This window comes from Mammaliicoccus sp. F-M27 (genome assembly GCF_022387115.1).
GTDB lineage: Bacteria > Bacillota > Bacilli > Staphylococcales > Staphylococcaceae > Mammaliicoccus > Mammaliicoccus vitulinus.
The window spans coordinates 100,701-113,615 of record NZ_JAJNIE010000008.1 but is presented as its reverse complement, the minus strand read 5'-3'; the positions used below and the strand labels follow the sequence as shown (position 1 = coordinate 113,615).

The window sequence follows — 12,915 nt, the reverse complement described above, 5'->3', positions numbered from 1 at the left end:
ATAAAACGTGAGGTGTTATATATGGAGATTAAACAATTGATTTACTTTAGAGAAGTTGCGTTACGAGAACACATTTCAGAGGCTGCATTAGAATTAGAAATCGCCCAATCTGCGGTGAGTAGACAAATTGCTAATTTAGAAAAAGAACTTAATACGACTTTATTTTTAAGAGAAGGTAGAAATGTTAAATTAACTGATAGTGGCGAACTGCTTCTGTCACAAGCGAATCGAATTTTAAATTTGATTGATGAGACGAAAGAGCTCTTCATACATCAAGACCAAACAGATAAACGCTCCATTAAACTCGCTTATACAGAAAGCTATGTTTCACAAGCTTTACCAGCGATCATCAAAACATATGAGCGCGACTTCAATATAGAAATAAGACCGATGATGATGACACCTGCAGAAATTGAAGAAGCTTTACTTTCACATCAAATAGATGTTGCGTTAAGCGAATTAACGCCGAAACTTTCAAATAACAAAAATACTCATAAACATGTTCTATTCGAAGAAACGTACAATTTATATGTACACAACAATAATGATTTATCTATGAATCCTAAACCACCGTTATCTCAATTAAGTCATCAATACATTTATCATTTCAACACTTTGCCTGACCAAATTTCACAATTAATACGGAAACATGCATCACAAAAAGCCTATCCTATTTCGAATTTTGCATTGTTACGTCAAACATTGCTATCGGAAAAAGGTGTGCTCATTATACCTGACTATTTGAGTAATGGAATGGAAGACGAACATCTCACTAAAATTCCTTTAACACATACAGAATTAAAAAGGACGATTCATATCGTTTACCAAAACAACAGTCAAAACAATCAATTAAAGACTTTTATAGAACATACACGCTCACTATTGCAAAGACAAACAACGTATCATTAAGGAGGAATTATTTTAAAATGGATTTTATTAATAGACCGACGGAAGAAACTGCTGCAGATTTACTTGGTGTTAAACTTATTCATGAAACTAAAGATATCACTTATACAGGCTACATTGTAGAAACAGAAGCCTATATCGGCAAACATGACCAAGCTGCGCACTCCTATAATGGAAAGAATACGAAAAGTGTACAATCACTTTATTGCGAAGGCGGTACAATTTATGCACATTCTATGCATAAACAGTTGCTCATTAACTTCGTTACGCAAGTTGAAGGAGAGCCTCAAGGGGTCTTGATTAGGGCTGTCGAACCTGAAGATGGTATTGAACAAATGGCAATCAATCGCAATGGTAGAACTGGTATAGAATTAACGAATGGGCCTGGCAAGTTCACACAAGCGATGAATATTTCTAAATCACTAGATGGCACTATGCTTAATGCTGGATGTCTTAAAATAGATACAATAAACCGAAAGTTCCCTAAAGACATCGACTTATCTGCTAGAATCGGTGTACCTAATAAAGGGGAATGGACGGAAAAACCTTTACGATTTACTGTAGCAGGACATCCTTACATTTCAAAAGCAAGAAAGCGTGATTCAATACCTTGCGAAGAAACATGGAAATAATTGAAGTAAGAAGTTGAAGGACGTATACTATAATTTATTAAAATCAAACGAAAAACGATGGTGTAATCACATGAATTCACAACTTAAAACACAATTTAAAAAGCCATTTAACATTACCATTATGATCTTCTTCATTTTAATCATGGGTGCTTATATCTTTACGCAGTATAACGCACAATTTTATAAGACACCGATCGGACAAATTACCGATATTACAAACAAGACGACTGAACAGACAGTTGATCAAAACAAAAATAAAGACACACTTCATAAAGAAAAAATTGAATTAAAAGTGTTGAATGGGAAGCATAAAGGAGATAACATTCAAATCTCTCATAAGTACACGGATTCTTTAACAGATTCCGAAAAATATCATAAAAATGATCAAGTTCTCCTATCTTATAAAGGCAAAGAAGATACTGCTATTATTAAAGGCTTAAAAAGAGATGGATCCGTTATATTAATGACTGGATTATTTTTATTAACATTACTTCTAGTCGGTAGAAAGTCTGGATTATATTCCATCATTTCACTCATCATCAATGTTACGGTTCTATTGTTTATGATTGATTATTTTATGAAATACAATAACCAGCACTTCTTCGTACTCATGACAGCTACTGTTATCTTTTCAACAATTGTTTCATTATTGCTTGTAAGCGGGTTTAAACGGAGAACTTTCGTCGCAATTATTTCAACATTACTTGGAACATTCTTAAGCATTGGAATATCTCAATTAGTGATGATGTTGACGAACAGTGACGGAATTAAATATGAAACGATGAGCTTTTTAACCATTCAGCCGACTCAAATCTTTCTTGCGTCAGTATTGATTGGTTCACTTGGTGCTGTTATGGACGTTGCAATTACTTTAACGAGTTCTTTATACGAAATTAAAGCGCAACATCCTAACATATCACTTAAACAGTTAAGACAGTCGGGTATTAATATCGGTAAAGATATTATGGGTACTATGACCAATATATTATTTTTTGCATATTTGTCAGGGAGTATTCCTATGGTCATTCTCTATTTCAAGAATAGTAACACCGTAACATATACCCTCTCTATGAACTGGTCGTTAGAAATTACGAGAGCTCTTATGGGTGGCATCGGTATTGTTATCACGATACCCATTACAATATTTGTTGCGATGATCTTTTTGCAGAGAGAGGAGGCTAACCGATGACAACATTTTTATTAGCCCTCATCTTATTGGTACTTATGATTTTAGTTGGTGGAAAGAAAGGTGTTAGATCCTATATAACGTTATTTTTAAATTTAATCACTTTATTTATAGCGTTATTATTAATTGTATATAAAGCACCTATATTCATCGTGTTAATCATTTTCTGCTTGTTAATCGCATGCATTAATTTGTTTTACATCAATGAATACAATACAAAGACGATTGCGGCCTTCTTCGCCACTATACTATCTACACTTATATTAATAGGATTAATCTATTTCATTGTCGATATTTCTATGTTGCAAGGATTTACCGAAGAAGAACAAGATGAAACTTATATATTTTCAATGAACATCGGGATAAACTATGCTCAACTCATGGTATTCACAATTGTATTAGCCGTTATTGCAGCAGTTATTGATTTAACCATTTCAATCAGCTCTCCGATGTATGAGTTATATGATGCACATCCAAATATTTCAATGAATCAACTATTCAAATCAGGCTTAACAATTGGGAGAGACATCCTTTCAACAACAACAAACACGATTTATTTCGCATATATCGGTGGCCAAATCACGTTATTCTTCTGGTTTGGTAAACTGAACTACACATTTGGCGAAATTATCAATGCTAAAATATTTGCCGCAGAAATCATTACAATATTGCTAGGCGGAATTGCTGTCAGCATTGCAATACCTATAACATCATTTATAACAGTGCGATTAATCAGGAAACAACAACATGTTAAAGAAAAAGAATATTAGCATTACAAAAAAGCTAGGACATAAATGTCCTAAACTATAATGTTTTTGTAAAGTGCATGCTTGCCTGGGGGTATGGTTCGAGCCTGTAGTCTCTCTCACATACTATCCCCCCGGGCGTCAGCACTTTACAAAACCAGAAATATAAAAACACCCAATCCGAAAATGATTCCAACGGATTGGGTGTTTTATTTTAAGTTGGGATTTATGTCCCAAACTCTTCAATTAATCTATATGCAGTAATGAACAGGCATAATGCCTTCTTACCTATTTATAATTAAATAGGCTCTAAATTATCTTCAATCTCTTTTCTTCTTGGTTCAAGGAATCCAGGTAAGTCTAATTGTTGACCGAGTTGTTCAACATCATCATACGGCAAACCAGGTCCTTCAGTAGCAAACTCTATTAATATATGTGAATGTCTATAATACAAACTCTTAAAGAAATCTCTATCTACAATTCCAGAATGTACGACTTTTTTCTCATCTAGCAATTGTTTCACTTTGTTCAATTCATCTTCATCAGCTACTGATAAAGCAAGGTGATGAATACTACCTTTACCAGGTCTTTCTTTTTCACCTTCTTCTTCTCTCAAAACAATATCACTATATAAGCCTTCAAAATCAATCGTATATAACAATTCACTTTCAGAATCTACCAATTCAAAATTTAAATCATTTTCCAAAAAGTCTTTCATTTCAGAAACGTCATCGATTTTAAATTCAATCGGACCCATACCCATAATTTGGTGTTCATTTGGAACATCAGTATATCTATTATTACGCCAATCTTGTGGCACTTTACGATCCCCATTAGGTAATAGCACCATTTCTAAGCCTTCGTGATCTCGAAAATGCAATGACATCATGCCATTATAAATACCGATAGCATCATGGTCGACACCTAAAGTTTCGAAACGATTTTTCCAATATCCTAAACTTTCTTCACTCGGAACTAACAATCCAATTCTTGAAATTGTGTTTGTACCTTTATGAGTTTGACCCATAGGTTTAAGTTCAAAAAATGTTAGAGAAGTACCAGGCGTCCCAACCTCATCACCATAGAACAAATGATACATTGAAGGGTCATCTTGATTCACAGTCTTTAAATACATACGCAAACCTAATTTATCCACGTAAAAATCTTTATTTAACTTAGCATCTTTCGTTAACATTGAAATATGATGGTGCCCTAATATTTCTACCATAATTGTACCTCCTATATATTTAACTACATTATACTCGTTAAATAATACCCATTACAAAAATTCAACTCAAATACAATAATAAAGACACCAGTCATAGTGACCTCTCTATGACTGGTGTCTTGTTATGCATATTTTTCGAAATATAAAATTTTTAGCGTTATGATAAATATCTAAGGAGAGATAAGTTATGACGATTGAACAGAAGAAGCGATCTATCTCATTATTATTAGCAGGGTTTATTATTTTCTCGAGTCTTTACGTTACACAACCAATATTTAATGGTCTTAGTCGCTATTTCAACGTTTCATTATCAGATATCAGTTTAACATTATCTGTATCTACATTTATGCTCGGTATCGGTTTAATCATCGTACCTATGTTCAATAATATTGAAAAGAAACGCATGATGTCTATTTCTGTACTACTCGTAAGCTTACTATCTATCGCTAGCGTATTCGCCACAAACTTCCATTTATTCCTCGTTATACGTGGTCTCATGGGTCTTGCATTAAGCGGCGTTCCATCTATTGCAATGGCATACATAGCAGACGAAGTTCATAAAGACCGTATCCGTAAAGTCATGGGATTATATGTCGCTGGTACAACTTTTGGAGGTATGTCAGGGCGAGTTGTTGTAGGTATTCTAACAGATATAGCCAATTGGCAAGTTGCCATCGCATCACTCAGTATCATCAATTTAATTCTTGCAGTATTAATGGTGATATTATTGCCCGCTTCAACTGTTCAAACACCAAATTGGGTCTCACCTAAGCAACATTTCATAAAATATGGTCAATTATTAAGGATACCTGCAGTATTAAAAGCAATGTCTTTAGCTTTTTTATTAATGGGTACTTTCGTAACAATTTATAGCTATATCACAGTCCGATTTGAACGACCACCATTCTCATTAAGTGAATCTACCATCGCGTTTATATTCATCTTATATTTAATCGGTACATATAGCTCAATCAACTTTGGTAAACTCAGCTACAAACTCGGTATAAAGAAAGCATATGCAGTAGCAATTACCATCATGATTATAGGTATCGCATTGACCTTTATAACTTACTTGCCAATAGATATATTAGGACTCGCAGCGATGACATTTGGATTCTTTGGTGCACATTCTATACAAAGTAGTTATATCGCAACACTCACAGAATCCAGCAAATCACATGCATCAACATTATACTTATTAGGCTATTACGTAGGATCTAGCCTGTTAACTATGCTCGGTGGATATATATTTATACATCTAGAATGGTTAGGTATCGGCATACTGTCACTCATGCTCACACTCACCGCAGTTATAATTAGTAAATCATTATTTAAAAATGTTTAATCAATGTTTCACACTGATTGTAGTCCAACTTTTTCTAATCCTAACTCTTCTACAGTCAGCCCTTCTTTGAAGAAGTCTCGCTCTAAAATGGTTGAGGCAATTACGATGATGGCATCTATATTTGGTGTTGGTACACCGATTACTCTGCCTAGACTTGACCAAAGTACTAAGCCAAATGCAATATCTTCTGTAAGATATCTATTTTCTACTTCATTTGGTCCATTGATCTGTGAAAATACTGGACTTGTATTAAATAGTTTGTTCAGTGGTTCGTCTTTATCTTCTTTAGATAAATAGCCTCGTTCTATACGAGCGCCTTTTGCTGTATTGAGCTCAAATCCTAACTTTCTACCTAATGAAAGTCTTTCTAATTCTACTGCATGTAACAGTTTAACTGTGTGTGGTGTAATACCTTCTTTGTATAGTGAGAAATTGTCTGCATAATCGATTCTCCCAACGTTTAGCAGTGTTGGTCCCGGATGCACTTCTGGATTCCCATTTTCTAAGTTGGTCTTCCAAAGACTTTCTTCTTTCACGATATATGGATATAACTTTTTGACGAGTTTAAAACTGTCTGTTAAATAACTTTTATCGTAAGTTGAAAAGTGCACTTTTTTTACGTTTAAGGATAAGTTTACTTCTGCTTTATCGTAGTCAACGCGTGTCCCATAAGTTAATGTATTTACTTCTGCAAACTTCGGCATAACTTCAATATGTTTATATTCTAAGACATTGATAAACCGGATTGACCCCATGGCTGCAGCTATGTTGAATAGGATAAGCTGTTGATCTGTGATAAATGGCGCCATCGTTTTAGCATAATGTTCAATGAACGAAGAAGGGATAATCATTTGTATAACTTCTGCATCTTTTAACACATATTCCATATCATCACTTATGTCCGTAAATTTTACGAAGCTTTTTTCACCTTCATTTATAAAATCAAAACCACCTCGTTCAAATGCTTTATCAAATTTATGAATAGATTGATTTCGACAATATAATTTTACTTGATGACCTTTCAAAATCATATCTAAAGCCGCCGTAACCGCTCCGTTACCCGATCCTACTATTGCTATTTTCATGTTATCAATCCCTTCTTTAAATGTGGTAATAAGTCTTTACTTAATATATACCCAGGAATTTTTAACATAAAAATAACTGAAGAAAATTAGAAAAATTTTCTTCAGTCAAATGACAAATAAATAAAGCTTTATGTTGTTTGTTTAGCTTTTTCTTCTATTGTTTGCGTGATCACATTAATAATTGTATCGATATCATCTTCTTCAATTACAAGAGGTGGTGCTAAACGTATAATGTTACCTTGTGTTTCTTTACATAAAATACCTTGCTCATTAATACTAGATACAATTGATTGTGCGTTCTCATTTAATTCAATACCGATAAACAATCCACGTCCTCTCACTTCTTTTATAATTGAACTATCAATTTTTTGAAGTCCTTTTAATAATTTTTCACCCAATTGTTCAGAACGTTCTGGCAGAGATTCATCTATCAGTACATCTAATGATGCGATAGACACTGCACACGCTAGTGGATTCCCACCAAAAGTTGAACCATGCGTACCTGGCGTGAGCACTTGCATAATATCATCATTAGCGACAACAGCAGAGATAGGATATAATCCTCCACCTAAAGCTTTACCTAATAAATACATGTCAGGTTCTACTTCTTCCCATTCCATCGCAAACATTTTACCAGTTCTACCTAATCCAACTTGAATTTCATCAGCAATTAATAAAATTTCATGTTCTTCACATAATGCTTTAACGTCTTTAATGAAATGTTTAGGTGGGATATTTACACCACCTTCTCCTTGAATAGGCTCCATGATGATAGCAGTCGTTTGAGGTGTAATAAGTGAAGCTATTTGTTCTACATTACCAAATTCACTATATTTAATATTACCTGCTAGTACACCAAATCCTTTTTTATAAGCTTCGTTTGAAGACAATGATAAAGAACCAATTGTTCTACCATGGAAATTACCTTCCATCGCTATAATCTCTGCATCATCAGCATTAACGCCTTTGATGTCTTGTCCCCATTTAGTCGCAACTTTAATCGCCGTTTCAACTGCTTCTGTACCAGTATTCATCGGTAAAACTTTATTCTTATTTGCTAATTTACAAATCTTTTCTTCCCAAACGCCTAAATTATCACTATATAATGCTCTAGAAGTCATCGTGATTTTTTGACTTTGATCAAGAAATGCTTGAACGATTTTAGGATGACTATGTCCTTGATTAAGAACGGAGAAACCAGATACACAATCAATATATGTATTGCCATCTGAATCTTTAACGTGTGCGCCCTTTCCTTCAGTCAAAACAATATTTAACGGGCTATAATTATTCGGGCTATACTTCTCTGTTAATTCAATAAACTGATTCATTTAGTACCCACCTTTAATAATAAATATACTTTAATTCGTATTATTATTCATTATCATACATTTATTTTGTATATAAGTCAAAATAAAAAGAGAAGTTTTTCACCTCTCTTTTGAAAATTACTTTTATTTCAACAAATTATTAATTGCATCATCTATATTAGGAAACTCAAATTCAAAACCTTGTTCAAGTAATTTCTTAGGAAATACTTTTTGAACATCTAATATAATCGTAGACTGTTCTCCTAATATTAATCGTAAAGCAAATTTAGGCGCAGGAATTAAATGTGGTCTATGAATCGCTTTACCAATTGATCGACCTAAATCATTTTGTTGAACAGGGTGTGGACTACATAAATTATAAACACCTTTAAACGCTTCATGATCAATCAACGTTGTAATACTTTTAATTAAATCTTCCATATGAATCCAACTCATCCATTGCTTACCTGAACCTAGTGGACCGCCAATAAAGAATTGATACGGTTTAACCATTGTCGGTAATGCGCCGCCTTTATCAGATAATATAACGCCAAATCTTCCAAGCAGCACTCTTGTTCCTAATTTATCAAATAACAGTGCTGTTTGTTCCCATCTTTCTACAACAGTTGATAAGAAATCATGAGATAAAAATTGATCGTCTTCATCATATGAAACGACTTTAGACGGTGGATAGTAGCCGACTGCACTCGCATTAAACAATACCTTTGGCGCATAATTTTGTTTCTCAAAATAATGATATAAACGGTTCGTAGATTCAATGCGACTATTCATAATGGCCGCTTTATGTTCTTCTGTCCAACGTTCATTAAGACTTGCTCCTGCTAAATTAATGACAATATCGATTTGAGGTAAGTCTTGTTCCCAACTATCTTCAGACCAATTAATATAATGAATCAGCGGCTCGTCTGAACTTCTATCACTTCGTGTTAAAATATAAATTTCACTGTCATTATTTAAATAATGTTCTACAAGTTCTGTTCCAACTAGACCTGTACCACCAGTCATTAATATTTTTTTCATTTTATCCCTACTTTGATTTAAATTGTTTTATAAAATCATCTATAATGATATATACCCGTTTAACAATAATTAATGGCCACCAATTAAAACTAAAGGAGCAATCATATGCATATTAGACTAGCGACAATTTCCGACTTAAAACAATTAGTAGCATTAAGAAAAGCTCAACTCATAGACGAAGGTTCCAATCCAACACCTAATATCGATATTGAATTAGAACGCTTTTTTACTGATGCATTAACAGACAAATCTTTATATCAATTGTTAGGCATTGAAAATGACATGATTATTGCAAGTGGCGCAATTATTTATTACCCATTCCCACCATCATTTACAAATCCATCTGGCGAAAGAGCATACGTCACAAATATTTATACGCATCCTGACTATAGAGGAAAAGGTATTGCACAAAAAATCATCAAAGAACTAATCAAAGATGTAGAATCTAGAAATATTAAAAAAGTTTTCTTAGCCGCTTCAACATTAGGTAAACCTGTCTATAAAAAGCTTGGATTTCAAGAAGCACCTGAATGGATGGAAATCAATTATGATTTATAGTACAAAGAAATATAGCGCTCATTTAACTTATTAATTTTAACCCAATCGTACTCGCTAATATAATGCCTATAAATAAGATGCGCTTATATTCTTTAGACTCACCGTAGAATATGATTCCCAATAAAGCGCCGCCTACTGCACCGATACCTGTCCACACTGCATAACTCGTGCTCATCGGTATTGTATTCATTGCTATTGATAAACAAATGAAACTCAATGAGAAGAACAGTGCTAACCCTAATAAAGAAGAAATATCATTACGTTTTGCATATATATTTATAAATAAGACCCCTAACATTTCAAAAAGCCCTGCCATCACCAATACTAACCATGCCATTTTATACGTCCTCCTCTTCATGTGTCACAAGTTTCAATCCGACAACACCAATAATCAACATCACGATTAACATGACTTTTCCTATTACTACAGGTTCACCAAAGAAAGCGAAATCCGCAATCGTAACACCTGTTGCTCCAAGACCTACATATACAGCATAGGAAGTCCCAACCGGCAGTTGTTTTGATGCATTAATGAGTAAATAAAAGCTCACTACAATGGCAACAATCGTTAAGAACCATTCAAACGTATTGCTCGCATGTGTTAGACCGACTACCCATCCCACTTCAAATATCGCACCGATAATAATTTTTAACCAATTCATTTATATATCCTCCTAAATTAAAAAAAGCCTGAGAAACTTATTCAATAAGTCTCCCAGGCTTTTATCCTTCCGTGTCACAAGTGCATACTCGTGGCTTTCTCTCGGTCCAGTCTAACATTTCTGTTACGGAACCCTAGAAAGCTTCTATTAGATTAATTCGAATTATAGCAAATCGATTTTTATTGGTCAACAAAGTATCATTCGTATCACTTAATTACAAATCACAACTTAAATCAGATATAATAGAATTAATACATAATGATCTATAATAATTGAGGTGAAAATATTGAATCAAACAGGCTATCGCATTAAACAAAGACGAGAAGAACTTGGATACAGCACATATCAATTAGCAAAACTTATGAACGTAAACCAATCAACCATTTCAAGATATGAAACCGGACAAACAGCCAAATTGACGCCAAACGTTGTAGAAAAATTATCAATCGCGCTCTCTACCACACCCGCATATATTATGGGCTGGGTAAACGTACCAGAAGCATACGAAGACGAAGAAGATTCTCAAATTATAAATGAGTCCATTCAACTTTTAAGATCATTAAACAAAGATAAAAAGAGACAAGTTTATCATTATATTCAAGAGATTTCTTCAGAGTAGAACAGATAAAACTCACTGAGCAAACAAGCTACTTTCAGGCGTTCTATGTTGCTTGTTTGATCAGTCTTGCAACTTTCGGGCGTTCTATGTTGCTTGTTTGATCAGTCTTGCAACATAGAGCATGTACTTAAAAGAACAAACGAAAAAATTTAAGAAAAATGGATATTTATAACGATTTTGTAAAGTGCTGACGCCTAAGGGAATAGTATGCCGTGCGCGACTATAGGCTCGAACCATATTCATAAAGCAACCACAGGCAAGCATGCACGAACAAAATCGTAGATTTATAATAAATAACAACTCATTTCTAGCTGAATAAATCAGTGAAATGAGTTGTTATTTATTTTGAGTTAGGATTTATATCCCACCTCTTTTTATAACCCGATAATTTTCATGCCATAGTATCCAATTAAAAAAGCTATCATCGCGAAAATAAAAGGTGTCACAATTGCTACAATTCTATCTTTAATTTTAACTTTCTTCGTTCTTTCACGAATTGTTTTTACATCTTTACCATCCATATAATCCATAATCTGACTATAAGCTTTAATATTATGTTTTCCTTTAAACTGCTCTACTTTATAACTATAAAACATACCTATTAACCACAATATAAAAGGTATTACGAGTCCATACATATCCAGAAACATCATACTCGGTATAAATGATATAGCTGCCAACGCTAAAAATAGCATCATCAATTTAGACCACTTATCAAATTCTTTTCTATTCATTTCTCTCTTCATCATATTTACGTCTCCTTTTACTAGATGATCTAAGGAAACATCAAAAATATTACTCAAAAGCAATAAAGATTCTATATCAGGGTAACTTTTACCCCGTTCCCAATTAGAAATAGACTGCCTACTCACAAATACTTTTTCTGCTAAATCTTCTTGAGATAAATTAAACTCTTTTCTTAAATGAATAATTTGCTTACTTAAGTTCATTTCGATGACTCCTTGCTATCAATTTAGTAAAAGACTTAAAAATAGTGTACCAAATAAAGTTTACATTGGACCAAAAATGAATCATAATCCTTGCCAAATGTTTTTTGCAACGTTGATATATCAGCGTTTACCAAAATAAAAAGCTGACACTTCAACTGTGTCAGCTTCTTTAACATTACATAGATTCCAATATACGGATACATTTTTCTTTTAATAGATCTGTTATTCTTTACTTATGCATCATAACACTTTATCATTTCGAGATATTTTTTCTTTCTAGACGATGTCATATAAAACTCAAAATGAGTTTCTTTTTCAGTTACTTCATATTTCGTTAATCCTGTTATTTCAAATAGTTTTTCTTTAGAGATTTTTTTCTCTTTTATGATGTTATTGAGTTTCTCACTTAAAACATCGCTCGATATATATAAATTAAAACGTATGGAAAATAGTAAAAATGATACTATTCCATAAATCATAACTTGTTGCATATTACTTTCTAAAATTAACAATGCTCCCCATACCACTAAACAAGGTAAGATGAATGACATTATAAACTGTTTCGGTCTTAGCTTCACGTTTTCTATAAATGCTTTCATAAAATCACCTCGCAATATAGTAATTGTTCTTAACACTTATTATACTTA

General features: G+C 33.3%; 15 protein-coding genes and 1 riboswitch. Of the genes, 7 read left to right on the top strand and 8 right to left on the bottom strand.

Features of this window, described 5'->3' with window-relative positions; all coding sequences use genetic code 11:
- Positions 1 to 21 precede the first annotated feature (21 nt).
- The 4 genes from gltC to LQ598_RS09360 all read left to right on the top strand — a co-directional run bounded on the left by gltC (position 22) and on the right by LQ598_RS09360 (position 3,494).
- Positions 22 to 909 carry a glutamate biosynthesis transcriptional regulator GltC gene (gene gltC / locus LQ598_RS09375; protein WP_107536503.1) on the top strand — a complete coding sequence of 296 codons (888 nt, stop codon included), beginning with the start codon at positions 22 to 24 and terminating at the stop codon, positions 907 to 909.
- 17 nt (positions 910 to 926) lie between these two features.
- Positions 927 to 1,538, top strand: coding sequence for a DNA-3-methyladenine glycosylase (locus LQ598_RS09370; protein ID WP_239745442.1), 612 nt, complete (start codon positions 927 to 929; stop codon positions 1,536 to 1,538).
- Positions 1,539 to 1,608: 70 nt separating this feature from the next.
- Complete coding sequence (locus LQ598_RS09365; protein WP_239745441.1) at positions 1,609 to 2,727, top strand: YibE/F family protein; 1,119 nt, start codon at positions 1,609 to 1,611, stop codon at positions 2,725 to 2,727.
- Positions 2,724 to 3,494, top strand: a complete 771-nt coding sequence (locus tag LQ598_RS09360) for a YibE/F family protein (RefSeq protein ID WP_016912603.1) — start codon at positions 2,724 to 2,726, stop codon at positions 3,492 to 3,494. Before LQ598_RS09365 ends, LQ598_RS09360 begins: the two co-directional genes overlap by 4 nt.
- A gap of 274 nt (positions 3,495 to 3,768) precedes the next feature.
- Here LQ598_RS09360 and LQ598_RS09355 read toward each other — a convergent pair whose 3' ends face one another.
- Complete coding sequence (locus LQ598_RS09355; protein WP_016912753.1) at positions 3,769 to 4,698, bottom strand: VOC family protein; 930 nt, start codon at positions 4,696 to 4,698, stop codon at positions 3,769 to 3,771.
- Between the two features lie 187 nt (positions 4,699 to 4,885).
- Between LQ598_RS09355 and LQ598_RS09350 the strand changes: the two genes are divergently transcribed.
- Positions 4,886 to 6,043, top strand: a complete 1,158-nt coding sequence (locus tag LQ598_RS09350; protein ID WP_239745440.1) for an MFS transporter — start codon at positions 4,886 to 4,888, stop codon at positions 6,041 to 6,043.
- Positions 6,044 to 6,051: 8 nt separating this feature from the next.
- Here the strand turns inward: LQ598_RS09350 and LQ598_RS09345 are convergent, their stop codons facing one another.
- The 3 genes from LQ598_RS09345 to LQ598_RS09335 all read right to left on the bottom strand — a co-directional run bounded on the left by LQ598_RS09345 (position 6,052) and on the right by LQ598_RS09335 (position 9,479).
- Complete coding sequence (locus LQ598_RS09345) at positions 6,052 to 7,128, bottom strand: NAD/NADP octopine/nopaline dehydrogenase family protein (protein ID WP_239745439.1); 1,077 nt, start codon at positions 7,126 to 7,128, stop codon at positions 6,052 to 6,054.
- 128 nt (positions 7,129 to 7,256) lie between these two features.
- On the bottom strand, positions 7,257 to 8,459 hold the full coding sequence (gene rocD / locus LQ598_RS09340; RefSeq protein WP_239745438.1) for an ornithine--oxo-acid transaminase: 1,203 nt from the start codon (positions 8,457 to 8,459) through the stop codon (positions 7,257 to 7,259).
- Between the two features lie 123 nt (positions 8,460 to 8,582).
- A complete protein-coding gene (locus tag LQ598_RS09335; protein WP_239745437.1) occupies positions 8,583 to 9,479 on the bottom strand; it encodes a TIGR01777 family oxidoreductase in 897 nt (298 codons plus the stop codon).
- 105 nt (positions 9,480 to 9,584) lie between these two features.
- Between LQ598_RS09335 and LQ598_RS09330 the strand changes: the two genes are divergently transcribed.
- Positions 9,585 to 10,037: a GNAT family N-acetyltransferase gene (locus LQ598_RS09330; protein ID WP_016912748.1), complete on the top strand. Its 453-nt coding sequence runs from the start codon at positions 9,585 to 9,587 to the stop codon at positions 10,035 to 10,037.
- 22 nt (positions 10,038 to 10,059) lie between these two features.
- Here LQ598_RS09330 and LQ598_RS09325 read toward each other — a convergent pair whose 3' ends face one another.
- Both LQ598_RS09325 and LQ598_RS09320 read right to left on the bottom strand, forming a co-directional pair.
- Entirely contained in the window at positions 10,060 to 10,374 is a 315-nt protein-coding gene (locus LQ598_RS09325; protein ID WP_016912747.1) for a DMT family transporter, read from the bottom strand.
- Between the two features lies 1 nt (position 10,375).
- Entirely contained in the window at positions 10,376 to 10,699 is a 324-nt protein-coding gene (locus LQ598_RS09320) for a DMT family transporter (protein ID WP_016912746.1), read from the bottom strand.
- Between the two features lie 48 nt (positions 10,700 to 10,747).
- Positions 10,748 to 10,847, bottom strand: a riboswitch (guanidine-I (ykkC/yxkD leader).
- A 138-nt stretch (positions 10,848 to 10,985) separates the two neighbouring features.
- Here LQ598_RS09320 and LQ598_RS09315 point away from each other — a divergent pair.
- Entirely contained in the window at positions 10,986 to 11,318 is a 333-nt protein-coding gene (locus LQ598_RS09315) for a helix-turn-helix domain-containing protein (RefSeq protein WP_016912745.1), read from the top strand.
- Positions 11,319 to 11,692: 374 nt separating this feature from the next.
- On the opposite strand, the gene LQ598_RS09310 is transcribed toward LQ598_RS09315, so the two are convergent.
- Together LQ598_RS09310 and LQ598_RS09305 are read right to left on the bottom strand one after the other, a co-directional pair.
- Positions 11,693 to 12,268, bottom strand: a complete 576-nt coding sequence (locus LQ598_RS09310; RefSeq protein WP_107558917.1) for a helix-turn-helix domain-containing protein — start codon at positions 12,266 to 12,268, stop codon at positions 11,693 to 11,695.
- A 233-nt stretch (positions 12,269 to 12,501) separates the two neighbouring features.
- Positions 12,502 to 12,867, bottom strand: a complete 366-nt coding sequence (locus tag LQ598_RS09305; protein ID WP_016911852.1) for a hypothetical protein — start codon at positions 12,865 to 12,867, stop codon at positions 12,502 to 12,504.
- Positions 12,868 to 12,915 lie beyond the last annotated feature (48 nt).